The organism is Rhodobacter viridis (genome assembly GCF_003217355.1).
In the GTDB taxonomy this organism is placed as follows: Bacteria; Pseudomonadota; Alphaproteobacteria; order Rhodobacterales; family Rhodobacteraceae; genus Rhodobacter; species Rhodobacter viridis.
Map to the genome: position 1 here is coordinate 98,814 of NZ_QJTK01000001.1, position 19,912 is coordinate 118,725.

Consider the following 19,912-nt stretch of genomic DNA (forward strand, 5'->3'; position numbering starts at 1 on the left):
TCTTCTTGGAACAAATACGCCCCTTCTCCGCAGGTCGTCCCGGGCGCCACCGCCGTAATTGCGTATTTCGTTCAAGAAAAAGCCCTCCCCGAAGGGAAGGCTGTTTTTCCTGGTCCAAATACGCCCTTCGCGCGGGCGGGCTTACAGGTTGCCGCGTCGCACGAAGAGCCCCGCATCTTCCGCCGCGCGGCGCAGGGCTTTGGATTTGTTCACGGTTTCCTGGAACTCGGCCTCGGGGTCGCTGTCATAGACGACACCGCCGCCCGCCTGGATGTAAAGCGTCTGATCCTTCACCACCGCGGTGCGCAGCGCGATGCACATGTCCATCTCGCCATTCGCCGCGAAATAGCCGACGCCACCGCCATAGATGCCGCGCTTTTCCGGTTCCAGCTCGTCGATGATCTCCATCGCCCGCACCTTCGGCGCGCCCGAGACCGTGCCCGCAGGCAGACCGGCGAGCAGGGCCGAGAGCGCATCTTCGCCCGTCGCCAGTTCCCCCACCACGTTCGAGACGATGTGCATGACGTGGGAATAGCGCTCGATCACGAATTTCTCGGTCGGGCGCACGGTGCCGATCTTCGCCACCCGGCCGACATCGTTGCGGCCCAGATCAAGCAGCATCAGATGCTCGGCCAGTTCCTTCTTGTCGGCGAGCAGATCGGCTTCCAGCGCCTTGTCTTCCTCGGGCGTCGCGCCGCGCGGGCGGGTGCCCGCGATCGGGCGGATCGTCACCTCGCCGTCGCGCAGCCGCACGAGGATCTCGGGCGAGGCGCCGACGATCTGGAAGCCGCCGAAATTGAGGAAGAACATGAAGGGCGAGGGGTTGGTGCGCCGCAGCGAGCGGTAAAGCGCAAAGGGCGGCAGCGGGAAATCCGCCGACCAGCGCTGCGCGGGCACGACCTGAAAGATGTCGCCCGCGCGGATGTAGTCCTTCGCCTTTTCCACCGCGGCCTTGTAGCCCTCGGGGGTGAAGTTCGAGCGCAGCGGCCCGACCTGCGCGGCCTCGCCCATCTCGCGGCCCTGTGCCGGGGTGCGGTCAAGATCGCGCAGCGCATCCATCACCCGTTCCGCCGCCTGCGCATAGGCCGCCCGCGCCGAGAGGCCCGCGCCGTGGAAGGCAGGCGCGCAGAGGATCACGTCGCCCTTGACGCCATCCAGCACGGCGACGACCGAGGGCCGCATCAGCACCGCATCGGGCACGCCGAGCGGATCGGGATTGACGTTCGGCAGGTGTTCCACCAGCCGGATCGTGTCATAGCCAAGATAGCCGAAGAGCCCCGCCGCCGCCGCGGGCAGGCCCTCGGGCATGTCGATGCGGCTTTCGGCGATCAGCGCGCGCAGGCTTTCGAACGGATGCCCGGGCAAGTCTTCGAAGCGCTCCTCGAACCGGGCCTGCCGGTTGATCCGCGCCGCCGTACCGCGGCATTCCCAGATCACGTCGGGCTTCATGCCGATGATCGAGTAGCGCCCGCGCACCTCGCCGCCGGTCACCGATTCCAGCATGAAGCTGTTCTTCTGCGCGTCGGCCAGCTTCAGCATCAGCGAGACCGGCGTATCAAGATCGGCCGCCAGCCGCGCATAGACGAGCTGGTTGCGGCCCTCGGCCCAGGCGGCCTCGAACGCGTCATATCCGGGGAAAAGCGCGACCATCGGGGCCTCCGTCACTGAAACTGCGATTGCACGGCAGCGATCATGCCGCTGTCGAGCTTGATCCCGGCCTCGGCCTGCGCCGCGCGGGCGTAGAAGGCGACGAGATCGGTGCCGATCGACTGGCCAAGCCGCGCATCGAAGGTCTTGCGCAGCTGCACCAGTTCAGCATCGGCCATGTCGGCCGGTTTCACCGCGCGCACGATCAGCACGAAGACCTTGCCGTCCTCGGTCACAACGGCGGTCTTGCCGGCCTCGGTCGTGAAGGCGGTTTTCGCCAGCGTCTGCGGGCCGCCCTCGACAAAGCCGTCGCGCTGCAGATCGGGGGCCGATTTCTCGGTCAGCCCGGCCTCGGCCAGCGTCTTGCCCGCCACCAGCGTCTCGCCCACGGCCTTGGCTTTCGCCTGTTTCGCCTGCACGAGCTCGGCCGCGCGCCAGCTGGCTTCGACCTTGTCGCGGACCTGCGCGAAGGGGATCGGCGCCGCCGCCGTCACGCCATCAAGACGCAGCGCGAAAACGCTGCCATCTTCGAGCGTGCCGAGTTCGGGGAAATCGTCGGCGGTGACCTTCGCCGCCGCCTCGCGGAAGGCGTCATAGGCGGCGATGCCGTCGCGGGTGTCGGCGGCCATCGAGATCTTGCCCGCCTGCATCTTGGTTTCCTTGACCATGTCCTCGAGCGTCGCGCCCGAGGCCAGCTTGTCCTCGAGATCCGAGGTCATGTCGCCGATCATCCGCCGCGCCTTGTCGATCGCCAGTTCGGCGGCAATGTCGCCCTTGGCCTCGTCGAAGGTGGTGGTTTCGCTCGGCACGAGGCTTTCGAACGCAAAGATCGCCGGGCCAAGATCGGTGTCGAGCGGCCCGACCGGGCCGGGGGTCGTCTGGGCAAAGACGGTCTTGCCCGCTTCGCCGCCGACCTGATCCTGCGAGACCTCGCCAAGGTCGATATCCGTCGCGCTCAGCCCGCGCTCCTTGGCCAGATCGACCAGCGTTGCCGTGCCCGCGGTGATCTTCGCCATCGCGGCTTCGGCCTCGGCCATCGTCGGGAAAACAAGCTTCTGCAGCTTGCGCCGTTCGGGCTGCACATAGTCCGACTTGCGCTCGTCATAGGTCGATTTCAGCAGCGCCTCGTCGATGGTGATGTCGTTCTTCAGCATCTCGGGCGTCAGCCAGACGTAGGAAATCTCGCGCGTTTCGGGCTTGGTGAATTCGGCGATCTGCGCCTCGTAGTACGCCTTCAGCGTCGCGTCATCGGGCTTGGGCAGGGTCTCGACGATCCCGGCATCCGGAATTTCGGCAAAGGCCACGTCGCGGGTTTCGCCCAGATAGCCGACGTAGCTGTCCAGAAGCGGCGCCGGAGCCGCCACGCCGCCCGCGGCCGCGCCCTGCAGGATCGATCGGGCGATGTCGCCGCGCAGCTGCGTCTCGAAGCCGCTTTCGGTCATGCCCTGACGCCGCAGCGCCTCGCGGTAGGTCTCGCGGTCGAATTTGCCATCGGCGCCCTGAAACGGCCGCGCCGAACGGATCTGCTTGCTGACCTCGGCGTCGCCCACCGAAAGCTCCAGCCGCCGGGCCTGTTCACTCAGTGCCGCGCCGTTGAAAAGCTGCGCCTGCACCGCCTGATCGAGCCCCATCGCCCGCACTTCGGACATCGAGGGCGGATGGCCGATCTGCTGCGCCACGGCGTCAATTTCCTGCCGCAGCGCCTGGGTGTATTCGCGCGTGGTGATCTCGCTTTCACCCACCGCCCCGATGCTTTGACCGCGGTTCGAGAAGCTGCTGACCTTGTAGCCGCCAAGGCCGAGCACAATCATCGCCAGAAGCACCCAGACCATCACGCTCTTGCCAGAGCTGCGCAACAACGTCGACATCGGACCTCCCGGGGTTTTCTGGTCTTTTGGGGTGTTTAGGGCTTTGGCCGCAAGGCCGCAAGCGTCAGAGCCGCAAGCGGCCCGGATCAGGGCTGCAATGCGGCAAGCCGCCTCATCAATTCCGCGATACCCGCGGTGTCGATATTGGCAAAAGCGATGCGCAGCTGGCGTTGCCCGGCGGGATCGGTCGCGGGCATGAACATCGTGCCCGGCAGCAGCAGGACTGAAGCCTCGGTGACAAGGCGCTTGGCAAACTCCGGCGCGGGCAGGGGCGAGGGATGTTCGACATAGGCGAAATAGGCGCCACAGCCGAGCGTTGTCCACCCCGGCAGCGCGGCGAGCCCCGCCGTCATCGCCGCGCGACGGGCAAGGATCTCGGCCCGCTCGCCCGCGACCCATTGCGTCAGGTTCTGCATCCCCCAAAGCGCCGCGATCTGGCCGAGCTGGCTTGGACAGATCGCGACGGTATCCAGAAATTTCTCCACCTCGGCCAGCCGCGCGGGGCTGGCGACGATCGCGCCGACGCGGTGGCCGGTCAGGCGATAGGCCTTCGAGAAGGAGTAAAGCTGGATCAGCGTGTCGTCCCAGTCGGGATCGGTAAAAAGATCATGCGGTGCGCCGGTGCGGGCGTCGAAATCGCGGTAGGTCTCGTCGAGGATCAGCGCGAGGCCATGACGGCGGGCCAGATCGGCAAAGGCGCGCACCAGCTCGGCCGGATATTCGACGCCGCCCGGGTTGTTCGGTGTCACCAGCACGATGGCGCGGGTGGCGGGGGTGATCAGCGCCGCGGCGTGAGCCGGGTCGGGCAGCAGGCTTGGCCCGGTCGGCAGCGGCACCGTCGTCACACCCGCCATGTCGAGCCACATTTTATGGTTGAAATACCAAGGCGTTGGCAGGAGAACTTCATCCCCCGCACCCGCCAGAGTGGCGAGCGCCGCGCAGAAGGCCTGATTGCAGCCCTGGGTGATCGCGACCTGTGCCGGGCGGATCGTGCCGCCATAGGCCGCCGACCACTGCGCCGCCACCTCGGCGCGCAGATCGCCATTGCCAAGGACGGGGCCGTAAAGATGCGCAGCAGGGTTATCGAGCGCCGCCTCGGCAATCGCCTGCCGCAGCGCAAGTGGCGGCGGATCAATGGGCGCGGCTTGGCTGACGTTGATCAGCGGGCGCTCGGGCGGGAAGGTCACGCCCTCGATCCAGCGCCGCGCCTCCATCACCGGGGGCGCAAAGGTCGCGCCAAGCGCGGGGTTCAGCGGGTGGATCATGGCGGCCTCCGGTCAGTGTCGCGCCACCCTTCCATTCGCCCGCGCCCTTGGCAAGGGGAGGACGCCTGCGGCGGGCGCGTATTTGCACCAAGAAGAAACCCGCAGCTTTTTCTTGGCCCAAATACGCCCTGTCGCGGGCGGCGTCAGTCGGTGCCGCGATAGGGCTGGACGTATTGCAGCGCCATGTCCCAGGGAAAGAAGATCCAGGTGTCCTGCGAGACTTCGGTGATGAAGGTGTCGACCTGCTCGCGGCCCTTCGGTTTTGCATAGACGGTGGCAAAATGCGCCTTGGGATACAGGCGACGCACCAGTTCCAGCGTCTTGCCGCTGTCCACGAGGTCGTCGATCACCAGAATGCCTTCGCCCTCGGCGCCCATCAGATCGTCCTGCGGCGCCTTGATCACCACCGGGTCCGATTGCGTCTGGTGGTTGTAGCCCTTGACCGAGATCGTGTCGATGATGCGGATGTTCAGCTCGCGCGCGATGATCGCCGCCGGGACCATGCCGCCGCGGGTGATGCCGACGATGGCCTTCCAGGCGCCGTTGTCCGGTCCCTTGCCATCGAGCCGCCAGGCCAGCGCCCGCGCATCGCGGTGCAGCTGGTCCCAGCTGACGTGAAAACCTTTTTCATGCGGCAGGCGCTCGGCCATCTTTGCCTCCTCAGGTCAGGGCAAGCTTCAGGCCCATCAGCCCCAGAAGCCCGCCGAAAGTGCGGTCGATCAGCGTCTTCAGGCCCAGATAGATCGCCCGCGTCCGATCGAGCGAAAAGATCCGAGCGACAAGCACGTTCCAGACCGTGTCGTTGAAGAAGATGATGCCCAGAATGACGCCGTAAGCCCAGAAGGGCACCACCGGCGGCAGGAAGGTCAGAAAGACCGTGCCGAAGAAGACGGCCGGCTTCGGATTGGCGAGCTGGGCCGCGATGCCGCGCCAGACTTGCCCGAGCGCGGTGCGCTGCGCGTCCTCCTCGGGCAGCTCCATCGACATCGGCTCGGTCGAGTGGCGCCACATCTTCCAGGCCAGATAGAGCAGATAACCTGCCCCCGCGAATTTCAGCACCACAAGCAGGGTGGGGGCGATCTTGAACAGAAGCGCCAGCCCGAACATCGCTGCGACCGCCCAGATGCAGGCGCCAAGGCCGATGCCGACGGCAAGCCAGGCGCCGCGCACGAAGCCCTCGCGCAGCGATGTGCGGGCGGCCAAAAGCACCGCCGGACCCGGAGAGATCGCCGCCGCCAGGGAAATCATGTAGATGCCCAGAAGGGCGGCGAAGCTCATCTCAGTCCTTGCGCCCCGTCACGACGTCGATATCGGGCGCATCCACCGCCTTCATGCCCACGACATGATAGCCCGCATCGACGTGCAGGTTCTCGCCCGTGGTGCCGGATCCCAGATCCGAAAGGAGGTACAGCGCGGCCTTGCCGACCTCTTCTTGCGTCACGTTGCGGCGCAGCGGGCTGTTCAGCTCGTTCCACTTCATGATGTAGCGGAAATCGCCGATGCCCGAGGCCGCCAGCGTCTTGATCGGACCGGCCGAGATCGCGTTGCAGCGGATGCCAAGCTTGCCCAGATCCTCGGCGATGTATTTCACCGAGGCTTCCAGCGCGGCCTTGGCCACGCCCATCACGTTGTAATGCGGCATCACCTGCTCGGCGCCGTAATAGGTCAGCGTCAGAAGCGAGCCGCCCGCGGGCATCATCGCGGCCGCGCGGGCACAGACGGCGGTGAAGGAATAGACCGAAATGTCCATCGTCATGGTGAAGTTGCCGCGCGAAGTGTCGACATAGCGACCGCGCAACTCGTTCTTGTCGGAGAAGCCGATCGCATGAACGACGAAATCGAGCGTGCCCCAGGCGTCTTTCAGCCCGGCAAAGAGCGCATCCATGCTCTCTTCATTCGCCACGTCGCATTCGAACAGGAGCGGCTTGCCAAGGCTTTCGGCCAGCGGCTCGACGCGCTTTTTCAGCGCCTCGCCCTGATAGGAAAAGGCAAGCTCCGCGCCCGCATCGGCCAGCGCCTTGGCGATGCCCCAGGCGATCGACTTGTCATTGGCGAGACCCATGATCAGGCCCCGTTTTCCCGCCATCAGGCCCGTCGTCATTTCCGGATTCTCCCGCTTGCCTCTGGAAAGTGCGCCTTCCTTAGGCGAAGATTGCAAAGTCATCAAGGCGGGTTGACGTCAGGGCAACGGCGCCTTGGCGTCGCATGCGCAGCGGAAAGGGCAGGACATGAGCGACAGAACCGGCATCTTTGCGGGAGACGATCCCTTCGCGATCGCGCAGTCCTGGCTGAGCGAAGCCGAGAAAAGCGAGATCAACGATCCGAACGCGATCGCCCTTGCCACCGTCGATGCCGAGGGGCTCCCGAATGTGCGGATGGTGCTTTTGAAAGAGATCGAGGGGCAGGGGGCGGACTCGGGCGGGGCGTTCCTGTTTTACACCAATTACGGTTCTGCAAAGTCGGCCGAGATCGAGGCCGCAGGCAAGGCCGCTTTCGTGCTGCACTGGAAAAGCCTGCGTCGGCAGATCCGCGTGCGCGGGCTTGTGAGCCGCGAAGAGGGGCCGCAGGCGGATGCGTATTATGTCTCGCGCTCGCTCAAGTCGCGGCTCGGTGCCTGGGCCTCGCGGCAAAGCCAGCCGCTCGCCTCGCGCAGCGCGCTGATGGCCGAGGTGGCGAAAGTCACCGCGCAGCATGGCACCGCCCCCGCGCGTCCGCCGTTCTGGGGCGGCTTTCGCATCGTGCCGCTCGAGATCGAGTTCTGGGCGGACGGGGCTTTCCGGCTTCATGATCGCTTCCGCTGGCGGCGGTCGGAACCGGGGGCCGCGTGGGACATTTCCCGGCTCAATCCCTAGGTCTTGACGTCACGTAATCTATATATTTCGCGTATAATTCGAAGCAATTCACGCTTCGTCAACGGTATCCTGCCTAAAAAGACAAGCCAAATCAGCTTGAAACCGGTCGCAAACCTGTGACAACTGGGGGGAGGCGCATTGACGGACGTCCACAGTCCCGGCGCATCAGAAAAATGGACGGCAGCGGATGGTTGACGAAGCGGGCGCGGCGCGTGAAGTCGCGGGTCGAGTGAAGTGGTTCGACGCGGGCAAGGGGTTCGGGTTCATCCTCGATGGCGAGGGCGGTCCGGATATCCTTCTTCACGCCAATGTGCTGCGCAATTTCGGACAGAGTTCGGTCGCGGACAATGCGGGCATTCGCGTGCTGGTGCAGGCGACGCCGCGTGGCGCGCAGGCGATCGAGGTTCTGGAAATCTTGCCGCCCGAAAGCGACAATCGCCTCGCCCCGATCGAGGATCTGGGCGAAACCGACCCCGAGGTGATCGCGGCGCTGCCGCTGGAACCGGCGCGGGTGAAGTGGTTCGACAAGGGCAAGGGTTTTGGCTTTGCAAACGTCTTCGGCAGGCCCGAAGATGTCTTCATCCATGTCGAAGTGCTGCGCCGCTCGGGATTCGCCGATCTGGCGCCGGGAGAGGCGGTATGTCTGCGGGTGATCGAGGGGCGGCGCGGCCGGATGGCGGCGCAGGTCACAAGCTGGGAATCCGCGCTGCGCACGCGCTGATCCTTTCCGTCATTGCGGGTCTTTGCGGGCTGGCGGCCCCTGCGGCCGCCGCCGACTGTGACGTTGCCGGTTTCGAGGCCGCGCGCGAAGGGCAGGGCGCCGCCGTGCTCTGCATCGAGCGCCCCGAAGGTCCGCTGCGCCTGAGCGTCGAGATCGCCGATACCGAGGCCGAGCGCGAAAGCGGGCTGATGGGGCGCGATCATCTTGATCCGGGCAGCGGCATGATCTTCGTCTATCCGGGGCCGCGCACGGTCGCGTTCTGGATGCATGATACGCCCTTGCCCCTCGACATGCTTTTCATCGATGCGACGGGGCGCATCCTGACCATCCATCCCGATGCGCGCCCCTATGACGAGACGCCGATCTGGTCGGGCGGTCCGATCCAATATGTGCTCGAGATCGCGGGCGGGCAGGCGGCCGCGCTGGGGTTGGCGCCCGGACAGCGCGTCCTGCCGCTCGACTGAGGCATTTCCCCTTTTCAGCGCCCGCCGGTGTCGCTATTGAAGGCGCCATCGGGGCGTAGCGCAGCCTGGTAGCGCGTCTGTTTTGGGTACAGAAGGTCGTGAGTTCGAATCTCGCCGCCCCGACCATCGCACTCCGTGCGGAAATGCCGAAGACCGGGGCGAATCTGCCCGGTTCGGCGCCGGGGCGATAGCGTCCTCGCACGGGGGGGGCACCAGATATGGTAGGCCAAAAGTGGTCGATCGGGTGTGGTTCTACACCTTCCGGATACCATCCATAGCGAATCTGTCCATTAAGATTCCTTAAGAATTCCTTAAGGTTTTCTATCCGGTTGCGGGAAACCGTGTCGTTTTGTCCACACCCCGCCGAAAGGGCCCGGTCCGGGCGGATTTCGACGGAAGTTCTCCACAAGATATGGGGGGCTGTGGATTAGTTACGGATTCGTCACAACTGCGACGGGTAATCTGGCTGAAAGCAACGGAAATTCATGTGTCCCCGCGGCGATGCATGCCGCCGGGGGAATGTGGAAGAATCTGGGCGCATCTTGCCTGTGCCGCCGTCAACCCAAAAACACCCCCGCATTTGGTGAAAATTCCATTGACGATGCCGTGCTCACGCGGCAGGTTGTGGGCTGTCGGCGGGAAAGCCACCAGATATAGTGGTGGAGGCGAGCGCAGGACAGCCACTCACACCGGTCTACACCCCCGAATGGGTTCGACCTGGCCTCGGGCCTTCGGGCACCGGGCTGGCTGTCATTGCTGTCGCCCGAGCAGATGATGATTGCCAAAAAACGGCGATGGAGCGAGGGGCAGATGAAGATCGAGCGCAAGTTCACCACGGTGGAAGGCGGCGCCTACGGCGGGATGACGTTCACCACGACCACTTCGGAAATCCGCAATCCCGATGGGAAGGTGGTGTTCCGCAACGAGGCCGTCGAGGTCCCCGAGGGCTTCAGCCAGGTTGCGTCGGATGTGATCGCGCAGAAGTACTTCCGCAAGGCGGGCGTGCCCGCGGCGCTCAAGCGCGTCAAGGAAAAGGGCGTGCCCGAATTCCTGTGGCGCTCGGTCCCCGATACCGCTGCCCTTGAAAACCTGCCCGAAGATCAGCGCTTTGTCGGCGAAAGCTCGGCCAAGCAGGTGTTCGACCGGATGGCGGGCGCCTGGGCATATTGGGGCTGGAAGGGCGGCTATTTCACCACCGAAGACGACGCCCGCGCCTATTACGACGAAGTGCGCCACATGCTGGCCGCGCAGATGGCCGCGCCGAACTCGCCGCAATGGTTCAACACCGGCCTGCACTGGGCCTATGGCATTGATGGTCCGTCGCAAGGCCATTACTATGTCGACTACGCCACCGGCGCGCTGACGAAATCCGCCTCGGCTTACGAACACCCGCAGCCGCATGCCTGCTTCATCCAGTCCGTCCGCGACGATCTGGTGGGCGAGGGCGGGATCATGGACCTGTGGGTCCGCGAAGCGCGTCTGTTCAAATACGGCTCGGGCACCGGCACCAACTTTTCCAGCTTGCGCGCCGAGGGCGAGAAGCTTTCGGGCGGCGGCAAATCCTCGGGCCTGATGGGCTTCCTGAAGATCGGCGACCGCGCGGCGGGCGCGATCAAGTCGGGCGGCACCACGCGGCGCGCCGCGAAAATGGTGATCTGCGACATGGATCACCCCGACATCGAGGAATTCATCAACTGGAAGGTCATCGAAGAGCAGAAGGTCGCCTCGCTGGTGGCCGGCTCGAAGATGCACGAGCGCGAGCTCAACAAGATCTTCGAAGCGATCCGCGCCTTTGACGGCTCGGACGAGGGCCGCACCGATCCGGCCGTGAACACCGCGCTCAAGGCCGCGATCCGCTCGGCCAAGAAGGCGATGATCCCCGAGACCTACGTCAACCGCGTGCTGCAATATGCGCGTCAGGGCTTCAGCTCGATCGAATTCCCGACCTATGACACCGATTGGGACAGCGACGCCTATATCTCGGTGTCGGGTCAGAACTCGAACAACTCGGTCCGCGTGACGAACGCCTTCCTGAAGGCGGTGAAGGACGACGCGCCGTGGGAGCTGCTGCGCCGCACCGACGGCAAGGTGGCCAAGACCGTGAAGGCGCGCGAGCTGTGGGATCAGGTCGGCCACGCCGCCTGGGCCTGCGCCGATCCGGGCATCCAGTTCCATGACACCGTGAACGAGTGGCACACCTGCCCCGAGGACGGGCCGATCCGGGGCTCGAACCCGTGCTCGGAATACATGTTCCTGGATGACACCGCCTGCAACCTCGCCTCGCTGAACCTGCTCACCTTCTACAAGGGCGGTCAGTTCGACGCCGAGGCCTATGTCCACGCCTCGCGGCTCTGGACGGTGACGCTGGAAATCTCGGTGCTGATGGCGCAATTCCCCTCGAAGGAAATCGCGCAGCGCAGCTACGACTTCCGCACGCTGGGTCTGGGCTATGCCAATATCGGCGGCCTTCTGATGAACATGGGCCTTGGCTATGACAGCGACGAGGGCCGGGCGCTGTGCGGTGCGCTGACCGCGATCATGACCGGGATCGCCTATGCGACCTCGGCCGAGATGGCGGCGGAACTGGGCGCCTTCCCGGGCTATGCCCGCAACCGCGCGCACATGCTGCGGGTGATCCGTAACCACCGCACCGCCGCGCATGGCAAGGCCAAGGGCTATGAAGGGCTCGAGGTTCTGCCGGTGCCGCTCGATCTCGCCAACTGCCCGGACGAGCATCTGCTGCGTCTGGCCAAGATGGCCTGGGACGAGGCGCTGCGTCTGGGCGAGGAACACGGCTTCCGCAACGCGCAGGTTTCGGTGATCGCGCCGACCGGCACCATCGGTCTTGTGATGGACTGCGACACCACCGGCATCGAGCCCGATTTCGCGCTGGTGAAGTTCAAGAAACTGGCCGGTGGCGGCTATTTCAAGATCATCAACCGCTCGGTCCCCGGCGCGCTGGAAACGCTGGGCTACGGCTCGGCGCAGATCGCCGAAATCATCGCCTATGCGGTCGGTCACGGTTCGCTTGGCAATTGCCCCGGCATCAACCACACCGCGCTGATCGGCCACGGCTTCGGCCCGCGCGAGATCGAAAAGATCGAGGCCGCGCTTCCGAGCGCCTTCGACATCCGCTTCGTCTTCAACCAGTGGACGCTGGGCGAGGAATTCTGCACCAAGACGCTCGGCATCCCGGCCGAGAAGCTGGCCGATCCGACCTTCGACCTGCTGCGTCACCTCGGCTTCACCAAGGCGCAGATCGATGCGGCGAACGACCATGTTTGCGGCACGATGACGCTCGAAGGGGCGCCGTTCCTCAAGCCCGAGCATTACGTGGTCTTCGACTGCGCCAATACCTGCGGCAAGAAGGGCAAGCGCTACCTGTCGGTCGACAGCCACATCCGCATGATGGCGGCGGCGCAGAGCTTCATCTCGGGCGCGATCTCGAAGACGATCAACATGGCGAACACCGCCACGATCGAAGATGTGAAAGCGGCTTACGAGTTGAGCTGGTCGCTCGGCATCAAGGCGAATGCGCTTTACCGCGACGGCTCGAAGCTCAGCCAACCGCTCGCCTCCGCGCTGGTCGAGGATGACGAGGAGGCCGAGGAAATCCTCGCCACCGGCTCGCAGCAGGAAAAAGCCACGGTTCTGGCAGAGAAGATCGTCGAAAAGATCGTCGTCAAGGAAATCGTGCGCTCGCATCGCGAGAAGCTGCCCGATCGCCGCAAGGGTTACACACAAAAAGCCGTTGTCGGGGGCCACAAGGTCTATCTGCGCACCGGCGAATATGGTGACGGCTCGCTTGGCGAGATCTTCATCGACATGCACAAGGAAGGTGCGGGCTTCCGCGCGATGATGAACAACTTCGCCATCGCGGTCTCGGTCGGTCTGCAATACGGCGTGCCGCTGGAGGAATTCGTCGACGCCTTCACCTTCACCAAGTTCGAACCCGCGGGCATGGTGCAGGGCAATGACAGCATCAAGAACGCGACCTCGATCCTGGACTATGTCTTCCGCGAACTGGCGGTCAGCTACCTCGACCGCACCGATCTGGCGCATATCAAGCCGCAGGGCACGATGTTCGACGATCTCGGCGGTGGCCAGAACGAGGGCAAGCGCAATGTCGAGCCGGTGAGCGAAAGCGCCGCCTCGAAATCGCTCGAGGTGCTGCGTCAGATCTCCTCGACCGGCTATCTGCGCAAGCGTCTGCCGCAGGAACTGGTCGTGCTGCGCGGTGGCGCCTCGCAGATGGACCCGATGGCGGCGCTGAACACGCTCGTGCCCGAAACCGCTGCCGTGGCGGTGGGGGCGGTGGCCTCGACCTCGATCTCTTCGGGCGTCCTGGGGGGCGTGGTGTCGATGGACGCGCGCGCCAAGGCGAAGATGCAGGGCTACGAGGGCGAGGCCTGCGGCGAATGCGGCAACTACACGCTGGTGCGCAACGGCACCTGCATGAAGTGCAACACCTGCGGCGGCACCAGCGGCTGCAGCTGAGTTGAGCTCTGAACTCCGCCCCGCAAGGGGCGGAGAGAACACGAAAATTCCCGTAGTCGAACGGACCGGACCGCCATGCATCTGATCATCGCCACCGAAAGCTTCTCCGACGTGCCCCTGCGCCGCATCCCCGGCGGTTACGAGGCCGTGCTGGCGGGCGAGACCCTCAAGCGCCTGATCGACGCCAGCTTTCAGGGCGCCTCGATCGAGGTTCTGGGCGGCGATCTCAACGCGCATGGCTTCGATGTGACCGACATCCGCATGCGCGGCGCGACGACGACGGTGACGCTGATGAGTTCGGGCGCGAAAGCGCTGCACTGAGATCCGGGGCAGGTGCGCTTGCCCCAGACGTCGAGAAGGCCCAGGCGAAACCAAAACCTCGGGCACCAAAGATGAGCCTGATCGACGAACCTGGCCCCTGTCCGCAAGGACGGGGGCCCTTTCGTTTTCGCCTCCTGCCGCTGCCCCCCGCTTCTCCGCGCAAGATCGAAACAGCGCTTGGCGCGCGGGGCGGGGAGGCGTTAGGCTTGGTCCTCACCGCGCGGGCGAGACAGAACGAGGGCGTGGCAGCGGAACAGGGGGGGCACGATGCGACGGGCAGGGCAGATCGGGGGCATGATGGCGGCGCTGCTGGCGTTTGGCGCAGGGGCGGCCGAGGCCGAGATATTGCTGGGCTTCGAGCGCTTCACCTCGAACGTGCCGCCGCAACAGGGCGACATGGCGCAGGTGATGACCGAGAGCGTTCTGGCCGATGTTCTGGCCGCGATGGAGCAGGCCACCTGTCCGATGCGCATGGTCGAAACCCTGCGCCTCGCCGATCTCGAGGCCGAGCGCGCGCTGCAAGCAAGCCCCCTTGTAGACCCGGCCTCGCGGGTGGGCGGAACGCCGCATCAGCCCAATGTGATGGTGCGCGGGCGGGTGATCGACAGCGGCACCAGCACGGTCTGGCGGATCGAGGCGGTGCGCAGCGATACCGGCGCGGTGCTGGCCACCCATCAGGGCGGGACCGCGAACGACACGATCTTTGACGCCACAGAAAAGATTGCCGCTGCGCTGGTCGCCGATCTGTGCCCGAAACCGCCCAGCCCCGCCTATCACGTCAGTTGCGGCGGCGGCGATCCGGTCGAGCAGGACGTCTGCGACATCGCCCAGCCCTTCGTGCTGGAAGGGGCCCTGTTCGGCGTCGGGTTCAGCGGCGGCATGGCGGGCACCACCCGGTTCGTGCGCACCCCCGCCCTCGCCGGTCTGAACTGGAGCGGCGAGGGCAGCTACACCGTCACCCTGCCAGAGGGGCCGGGCAAGCCGGGCAGCCTGACGATCACCGCAGGCGGCACCACCACCGCCGGGGGGCTGTCGCGCACCACCTCGGGTCAGGATATCTGCGCGCTGACCCCGATCCCCGCCTGCCCCTGAGCGCCGCGCGCCCCGCGCAAAGTTGTCGGACGCGGCAGAGTTTGTGCAAACTGCCCTGCTTTGCCGCGGACCTGGGCGCCCGGAACACCGAAAAGCGCAAGGAAACGAGGGCTTTTTCCCAAGACAAGGCCAGACGCTCCCGTCGGGATGACCGCAAGGACGCAGACCCCGTGCACCTGATCATTGCCACCGACGCTTTCGAAAACCTGCCCTGCGCCGCATCCCCGGCGGCTACGAGGCGGTTCTGGCGGGCAAGGCGCTCAAACGCCTGATCGATGCGACCTTCGAGGGCCCTCGATCGAGGTTCTGGGCGGCGATCTGGCGCGGCATGGGCTGGCTGTGACCGACATCCGCATGGGCGGCGCCACCACGACCATCACGCTGATGAGCTCGGGCGCGAAAGCGCTGCACCGAGATCCGGGGCAGGAGTCTTGCCCCAGACGTCGAGACGGCCCGGGCGAAACCAAACCTCGGGCACCAAAGATGAGCCTGATCGACGTGCCCGGCCCTGACCGGGCGTTCGAGCCTCCCTCCATCGGACGCCGAAGCGGTCACTCGATCCGCTTCCAGCGCCGGCGCAAGGCCGCCCATCTCGCCGGTGCCGGGCGTGATGTCGCACTGGACTCTTGCCGAGTCGATGAGCCTGGCACGCAAGATGTGCGGGGGCGCCCTAACGGCGGCGGAACATCACCACATTGCCCAACAGCGCGAGACCTGCACCGAGGATCGAGAGGGGCGTCCAATGGTAGCCCTCGAACAGCGTCGAGGCGGTCAGCGCCACGATCGGGAAGAGCACTGTCGCATAGCCTGCCCGCGCCGAGCCGATGCGGGCGACGAGCGAGAGGTAAGCGGTAAAGCCCACGATCGAGCCGATCACCGCCAGATAGGCGAGCGCGACCCAATAGCCGGGCGCCTGCGGCAAAGTCAGCTTCTCGCCGGTGGCGGTGACGATCCCGAGCAAAAACACCGCGCCGATCCCCATGCCCCAGGCGTTCGCGGTGACGGGGGTCACGCCGCGCGCGGTGTTGGCGCGCGAGGCCATGTTGCCCCAGGAGAAGAACGCGGTGCCCAAGGCGGCCCAGCCGATGCCGCGCAGCGCGTCGGGGTTCAGCGTCACGGCGAGGTCGTGCCAGAACAGCAAGCCCACGCCGGTTGCCCCCAGGCCTCCGGCCAGAAGCGTCTGGCGGCTGATCGGCTCGCCAAAGAAAAGCCGTGCGTTCAGCGCGTTGAAGATCGAGGCGAGCGAAAAGATCACCGAAACAAGGCCCGAGGGGATCAGCGCTGTCGCCGAATAAAGCCCGACGAAGTTGCAGCAAAACAGGCAAGCCGCCTGAACGAAGACGAAGCGCCAGACGGCGGGGCGTTGCAACCGCCCCATCAGTGCCAGCCCGGCCAGCATCACCACGCCCGCCAGCGCGAAGCGGTAGAAGATCGATACCACCACCGGGGCAAGGCCCACCTGCGCGGCAATGGCGATCCAGGTCGTGCCCCAGATCAGGACGGTGGCGAGAAAGAGGGTGGATGTGGGCATGGGCGTCTCCTTGCGGGGCAGATACACCGAAACCCCGACGCGCCATTGCACGATCTTGCGCCGAAATCGCCCGCGCCCTTTGCGGCCCGGCGCGCGGCGCGGTAGGGTGGCGCATGACCCGCACCATCCGCGATACGCTTGAAACCTCTGCCAGCGCGCGCGCCACCGCTGCGCTCAGCCTTGGTGCGGCGGGCTCGGTGGCGATCTGGGAAAACCGCGATGACCGCGTGTGTTACGGCGGCCACAGCGGCCATGTCTTCAGCCTTTACCTGCAGGGCGGCACCGGCACGCGGCGCACCGATGGGCGCTTCGGACATGGTCGGCCGGGGGCGGTCTGTATCCTGCCCGAGGGGCAAGGGTCGGATTGGGAAATCACCACGCCCTTCCGCTTCGTGCATCTGTACCAAAGCGACGCCCGGCTGCGCGCCGATTTCGCCCGGATCCATGACTGCGACGCGCGACGGCTCGATCTGCCGGAGCTGACCTTTGCCGAGCGCCTCGAGATTGCGACCCCGCTGGCGCGGCTGGCGCAGGCGGCGCAATGGGCCGACCTGCTCGGGGCCGAAGCCGCGCGGGCCGATCTGATCGGTGCCCTTGGGAACCGACCGGTGACGCTGAAAGGCGGGCTTGCGCCGCATCTTCTGCGCCGGATCGACGACTGGATCGCGGCGCATCTCGACGCTCCGATCCGGCTTGGTGATCTGGCGGACGTCACCGGCCTTTCAGAATTCCACCTGCACCGGATGTTTCGCACCGCGCGGGGGGTGACGCTGCAGGCGTGGGTTCTTGCGGCCCGGATCGCGCAGGCGAAGCGCTGTCTTGCCACCGACACCCCGCTGATCGAGATCGCCCTTGGCTGCGGGTTTTCCAGCCAGAGCCATTTCACCCGCGCCTTCAGGTCAGAGACCGGGCTGACCCCGCAGGTCTGGCGCGAGGTTACACGCGGCCCGCAGCGCGCCGCCCGGCCGTCATCCGGCGTCCGTCGCGCAGGTTCAGTCCCAACAGTCCCAGGTTGACCGCCCCCGCAATCAGCTCGATCGCCTGCACCAGTGTGAAACCCGGCCCGAACTCCCCGGACCGCGCCCGAGCGGCAAGGAAAAACGCCGAGGGCACCAGAACCAGAAGCCCGTTGGCGGCGATGATCGGCATGCGCTTGCGTTTGACCCCGATCACCCCGCCCTTGGCGCCGCGTGCCAGCGCAAATCCGCTGGCGCCGGTGGCGGCGAGCGCCGGGATCAGGATCAGAAATCCCCACAGAACCGCCGTCTTGACCGTGGCGATGGTGGTTGGGGAGCCGAAGAGTTCGGAAAGCACGGTGGCGCTCCAGAAGCTGGCGATGGTGGCCAGCGCCACAAGGCCGGCAATCGGGTGAAGGGACTTGGTCATCGGGAACTCCTTGGCTTGAAGGCAGCGCGGGGCTGCGGTATCGTCAACAAGAACTCCAATTGACATCATGTTGTCAAAACGAAAGACTGTTGACGAATGCACACAGAGTTGCGCAGCCCGGCAGGCGAGGCCCTGACCGCGCTGGTGCTGGAGCTTTTCCGGGTGAACAACCTGATCCTAGGCTGGGGGGATCGGCTGGTGGCGCCCCTGGGCCTGACCTCGGCGCGCTGGCAGGTGTTGGGCGCGGTGGGGACGGCCGATCGCCCGCAGCCGGTTGCCTGGCTCGCCCGCGATCTGGGCGCCAGTCGGCAGAATGTGCAGCGCATCGTCAACGATCTGGCGCAGGCGGGGCTGGTGGAGTTTGCCCCCAACCCGCATCACAAGCGCGCCCAGCTGGTGGTGCTGACCGAGGCGGGGGCGGCGGCCTCTGCGGCGGCGCTGGCGCTTTATGATCCGCGGTCGAACGTGCTCGCCGCGGGGATCGCGGCCGAGGATCTCGCGGCGGCGCGTCGGGTTCTGGCGGTGCTGCGGGCGCGGCTGGACGCGGAAGGGACCCAGCCTTGAGGGGCGCGCGACCGGCGTTGCCTCCGGTCGCGCGGTTTGACTTCTGCTCGGGTCACTCCCCCCGCAGCCGGGCCTTGTCGCGTCCGGCCTTGCGGGTCAGACGGCCAAAGGCGCGGTCGCGGGCATGAGCCTCGGCCAGGGTTTCCGAATTGATCCGGTCCTCGCGGCGCAGTTTTTGCCAGCGCGCCAGCCGCGCCGGATCGACGGCGCCCGCCGCAATCGCCGCCTGCACGGCGCAGCCGGGCTCAGTTTGATGCGTGCAGTCGTGAAAGCGGCATTCCCCGGCCAGCGCATCGAGGTCGTCGAAGGTCGCGGCAATGCCCGCCTCGGCCCCGCTGAGGCGCAATTCACGCATCCCGGGCGTGTCGATCAGCCAGCCGCCCGCCGAAAGCGGGCGCAGATGCCGCCCCGTGGTGGTGTGCCGCCCCTTGGCATCATCGGCGCGGATCGGCGCGGTGGCCTGCACCTCGCCGGTCAAAGCATTGGCAAGGGTGGTTTTTCCGACGCCGGAGGAGCCAAGGAGCGCTACCGTCTGCCCCGCCCGCGCCCAATCGGCAAGCCGCTCTCCGGGGGCACGGGCGTCAAGCGTCACCACCGCCACACGGCGATCGATCGCCTCGGCCCGGGCCTGCCAAGCCTCTGGATCGGGGCTCTCGTCGGCCTTGGTCAGCACGATCACCGGAGTGACCTCGGCCGACCGCGCCAGCGCCAGATAGCGCTCGATCCGGGCCGGGTTGAAATCGGCGTTGCAGGAGGTGACGAGGAAAAGCGTGTCGACATTGGCGGCGATCAGTTGCCGCTCGGCCCCGGTGCCGGCGGCGCGGCGGGCAAGGGTGGAGCGGCGTTCGAGCAGGCGGATCAGCCGCGTGCCATCGCACAGCGCCCAGTCGCCCACGGCGATTTCGGCGGTGGAAAGCCCCGGCGGCGGCAGAAGCGAGAGCGGCCCGGTGGCGGCAAGCGCCTCGATCCGGCTGCGATGCACCGCCGCGACGCGGCAGGGGGTGAGGGTGGAGAGGTCGTCAAGCGTGAGTTGACGCAGAAAGTCAGGCGCCCAGCCGAGTGCGGCGAGCGGGAGAGTGTCGGTCATGATGATCCTCGCGGGACACTGAAAGACAGGCGCGAAAGCGCCGATGACGTTCAGGGGGACGAGGCGGAAGCGGAAACCCGCTCAGATAGCCCCGGCCCGGAGGCGCGCAAGATCCGACAAAAACCCCTCCTGTGTTGCGACCCCTTCTTGTACGCCCCTTTGCCCGAGTCGGCCAGCGGTGAGGCTGCGCGAGATGCCGCGCCGTGACCTTCCCGGCACGGCGCGAGCCTCAGTCGTTGCGATCTCCGGGGAAGGCGCGCAGCCCCGGGAAGGGCGGCAGCCAGCTTTCGCGGCGGATCGTCCAGAGCTCGTAGCTCGGGCGGAACTGGTCGGGGGCGTCCAATGCGCCGAGGTTGACCTCGATCTCGGCGCCGCTGATGCCAAAGACCGAAGAGCCGCAGACCGGGCAGAAGTGGCGGCCCTGAAAGTCGGAGGTTTGTCCGGACACGACCACCGCGGTGGCGAGAAACACCGCCGAGGCGTGAAAGAGCGTGCCGTGATGCTTGCGGCAGTCAAGACAATGGCACAGGCCGACCCGCAATGGCGGCCCGCTGGCCACCATCCGCACCGCCCCGCACAGGCAGCCTCCCTCAACGCGTTTCATCCCCGGCCCTCCG

The 19,912-nt window shown here is 66.2% G+C and carries 18 protein-coding genes and 1 tRNA gene; 9 read left to right on the top strand and 10 right to left on the bottom strand.

Going from position 1 to position 19,912, the window contains the following annotated elements:
- Positions 1-141: 141 nt before the first annotated feature.
- From trpE to fabI, 6 genes are all read right to left on the bottom strand, one after another.
- Positions 142-1,650 (bottom strand): anthranilate synthase component I, encoded by a 1,509-nt coding sequence (gene trpE / locus C8J30_RS00450; RefSeq protein WP_110803772.1) that lies wholly within the window; start codon positions 1,648-1,650, stop codon positions 142-144.
- Positions 1,651-1,661: 11 nt separating this feature from the next.
- A complete protein-coding gene (locus tag C8J30_RS00455) occupies positions 1,662-3,515 on the bottom strand; it encodes a SurA N-terminal domain-containing protein (protein WP_110803773.1) in 1,854 nt (617 codons plus the stop codon).
- An 86-nt stretch (positions 3,516-3,601) separates the two neighbouring features.
- The gene (locus C8J30_RS00460) at positions 3,602-4,780 is read right to left on the bottom strand and encodes an aminotransferase (RefSeq protein WP_110803774.1); all 1,179 of its coding nucleotides are present in this window, start codon (positions 4,778-4,780) and stop codon (positions 3,602-3,604) included.
- A gap of 143 nt (positions 4,781-4,923) precedes the next feature.
- A complete protein-coding gene (gene gpt, locus C8J30_RS00465; protein ID WP_110803775.1) occupies positions 4,924-5,430 on the bottom strand; it encodes a xanthine phosphoribosyltransferase in 507 nt (168 codons plus the stop codon).
- Between the two features lie 10 nt (positions 5,431-5,440).
- The gene (locus C8J30_RS00470; RefSeq protein WP_110803776.1) at positions 5,441-6,058 is read right to left on the bottom strand and encodes a LysE family translocator; all 618 of its coding nucleotides are present in this window, start codon (positions 6,056-6,058) and stop codon (positions 5,441-5,443) included.
- A 1-nt stretch (position 6,059) separates the two neighbouring features.
- Positions 6,060-6,881 (bottom strand): enoyl-ACP reductase FabI, encoded by an 822-nt coding sequence (fabI, locus tag C8J30_RS00475; RefSeq protein ID WP_110803777.1) that lies wholly within the window; start codon positions 6,879-6,881, stop codon positions 6,060-6,062.
- Between the two features lie 127 nt (positions 6,882-7,008).
- On the opposite strand from fabI, the gene pdxH reads away from it, so the two are divergent.
- From pdxH to C8J30_RS00510, 7 genes are all read left to right on the top strand, one after another.
- Complete coding sequence (gene pdxH, locus C8J30_RS00480) at positions 7,009-7,632, top strand: pyridoxamine 5'-phosphate oxidase (protein ID WP_110803778.1); 624 nt, start codon at positions 7,009-7,011, stop codon at positions 7,630-7,632.
- Between the two features lie 187 nt (positions 7,633-7,819).
- Positions 7,820-8,353: a cold-shock protein gene (locus C8J30_RS00485; protein WP_110803779.1), complete on the top strand. Its 534-nt coding sequence runs from the start codon at positions 7,820-7,822 to the stop codon at positions 8,351-8,353.
- Entirely contained in the window at positions 8,272-8,817 is a 546-nt protein-coding gene (locus C8J30_RS00490) for a DUF192 domain-containing protein (RefSeq protein WP_146227833.1), read from the top strand. The genes C8J30_RS00485 and C8J30_RS00490 overlap by 82 nt, the downstream gene beginning before the upstream one ends.
- A 49-nt stretch (positions 8,818-8,866) precedes the next feature.
- A tRNA-Pro gene (locus tag C8J30_RS00495) sits at positions 8,867-8,943 on the top strand.
- Positions 8,944-9,627: 684 nt separating this feature from the next.
- Entirely contained in the window at positions 9,628-13,314 is a 3,687-nt protein-coding gene (locus C8J30_RS00500) for a vitamin B12-dependent ribonucleotide reductase (RefSeq protein WP_110804255.1), read from the top strand.
- Between the two features lie 75 nt (positions 13,315-13,389).
- Positions 13,390-13,635 carry a hypothetical protein gene (locus C8J30_RS00505; protein ID WP_110803781.1) on the top strand — a complete coding sequence of 82 codons (246 nt, stop codon included), beginning with the start codon at positions 13,390-13,392 and terminating at the stop codon, positions 13,633-13,635.
- 267 nt (positions 13,636-13,902) lie between these two features.
- On the top strand, positions 13,903-14,727 hold the full coding sequence (locus tag C8J30_RS00510) for a hypothetical protein (RefSeq protein ID WP_146227834.1): 825 nt from the start codon (positions 13,903-13,905) through the stop codon (positions 14,725-14,727).
- Positions 14,728-15,397: 670 nt separating this feature from the next.
- Here C8J30_RS00510 and C8J30_RS00515 read toward each other — a convergent pair.
- Positions 15,398-16,258 (bottom strand): DMT family transporter, encoded by an 861-nt coding sequence (locus C8J30_RS00515; protein WP_110804256.1) that lies wholly within the window; start codon positions 16,256-16,258, stop codon positions 15,398-15,400.
- Positions 16,259-16,371: 113 nt separating this feature from the next.
- Here C8J30_RS00515 and C8J30_RS00520 point away from each other — a divergent pair, with 113 nt between their 5' ends.
- A complete protein-coding gene (locus tag C8J30_RS00520; protein WP_110803783.1) occupies positions 16,372-17,274 on the top strand; it encodes a helix-turn-helix transcriptional regulator in 903 nt (300 codons plus the stop codon).
- On the opposite strand, the gene C8J30_RS00525 is transcribed toward C8J30_RS00520, so the two are convergent.
- Complete coding sequence (locus tag C8J30_RS00525) at positions 17,195-17,644, bottom strand: hypothetical protein (RefSeq protein ID WP_110803784.1); 450 nt, start codon at positions 17,642-17,644, stop codon at positions 17,195-17,197. The two genes, C8J30_RS00520 and C8J30_RS00525, sit on opposite strands and share 80 nt — an antisense overlap.
- 96 nt (positions 17,645-17,740) lie before the next feature.
- Here C8J30_RS00525 and C8J30_RS00530 point away from each other — a divergent pair, with 96 nt between their 5' ends.
- Positions 17,741-18,208 (top strand): MarR family winged helix-turn-helix transcriptional regulator, encoded by a 468-nt coding sequence (locus C8J30_RS00530; protein ID WP_110803785.1) that lies wholly within the window; start codon positions 17,741-17,743, stop codon positions 18,206-18,208.
- 52 nt (positions 18,209-18,260) lie between these two features.
- On the opposite strand, the gene rsgA is transcribed toward C8J30_RS00530, so the two are convergent.
- Positions 18,261-19,295 carry a ribosome small subunit-dependent GTPase A gene (gene rsgA / locus C8J30_RS00535; RefSeq protein WP_110803786.1) on the bottom strand — a complete coding sequence of 345 codons (1,035 nt, stop codon included), beginning with the start codon at positions 19,293-19,295 and terminating at the stop codon, positions 18,261-18,263.
- Between the two features lie 229 nt (positions 19,296-19,524).
- A complete protein-coding gene (locus C8J30_RS00540) occupies positions 19,525-19,899 on the bottom strand; it encodes a GFA family protein (protein WP_110803787.1) in 375 nt (124 codons plus the stop codon).
- Positions 19,900-19,912: the final 13 nt, after the last annotated feature.

Bases quoted from the DNA above. Each gene is read 5' to 3' on its own strand.
- trpE (WP_110803772.1), bottom strand. From the start codon at position 1,650: ATGGTCGCGCTTTTCCCCGGATATGACGCGTTCGAGGCCGCCTGGGCC.
- C8J30_RS00455 (WP_110803773.1), bottom strand. From the start codon at position 3,515: ATGTCGACGTTGTTGCGCAGCTCTGGCAAGAGCGTGATGGTCTGGGTG.
- C8J30_RS00460 (WP_110803774.1), bottom strand. From the start codon at position 4,780: ATGATCCACCCGCTGAACCCCGCGCTTGGCGCGACCTTTGCGCCCCCG.
- gpt (WP_110803775.1), bottom strand. From the start codon at position 5,430: ATGGCCGAGCGCCTGCCGCATGAAAAAGGTTTTCACGTCAGCTGGGAC.
- C8J30_RS00470 (WP_110803776.1), bottom strand. From the start codon at position 6,058: ATGAGCTTCGCCGCCCTTCTGGGCATCTACATGATTTCCCTGGCGGCG.
- fabI (WP_110803777.1), bottom strand. From the start codon at position 6,881: ATGACGACGGGCCTGATGGCGGGAAAACGGGGCCTGATCATGGGTCTC.
- pdxH (WP_110803778.1), top strand. From the start codon at position 7,009: ATGAGCGACAGAACCGGCATCTTTGCGGGAGACGATCCCTTCGCGATC.
- C8J30_RS00485 (WP_110803779.1), top strand. From the start codon at position 7,820: ATGGTTGACGAAGCGGGCGCGGCGCGTGAAGTCGCGGGTCGAGTGAAG.
- C8J30_RS00490 (WP_146227833.1), top strand. From the start codon at position 8,272: ATGTCTGCGGGTGATCGAGGGGCGGCGCGGCCGGATGGCGGCGCAGGT.
- C8J30_RS00500 (WP_110804255.1), top strand. From the start codon at position 9,628: ATGAAGATCGAGCGCAAGTTCACCACGGTGGAAGGCGGCGCCTACGGC.
- C8J30_RS00505 (WP_110803781.1), top strand. From the start codon at position 13,390: ATGCATCTGATCATCGCCACCGAAAGCTTCTCCGACGTGCCCCTGCGC.
- C8J30_RS00510 (WP_146227834.1), top strand. From the start codon at position 13,903: ATGCGACGGGCAGGGCAGATCGGGGGCATGATGGCGGCGCTGCTGGCG.
- C8J30_RS00515 (WP_110804256.1), bottom strand. From the start codon at position 16,258: ATGCCCACATCCACCCTCTTTCTCGCCACCGTCCTGATCTGGGGCACG.
- C8J30_RS00520 (WP_110803783.1), top strand. From the start codon at position 16,372: ATGACCCGCACCATCCGCGATACGCTTGAAACCTCTGCCAGCGCGCGC.
- C8J30_RS00525 (WP_110803784.1), bottom strand. From the start codon at position 17,644: ATGACCAAGTCCCTTCACCCGATTGCCGGCCTTGTGGCGCTGGCCACC.
- C8J30_RS00530 (WP_110803785.1), top strand. From the start codon at position 17,741: ATGCACACAGAGTTGCGCAGCCCGGCAGGCGAGGCCCTGACCGCGCTG.
- rsgA (WP_110803786.1), bottom strand. From the start codon at position 19,295: ATGACCGACACTCTCCCGCTCGCCGCACTCGGCTGGGCGCCTGACTTT.
- C8J30_RS00540 (WP_110803787.1), bottom strand. From the start codon at position 19,899: ATGAAACGCGTTGAGGGAGGCTGCCTGTGCGGGGCGGTGCGGATGGTG.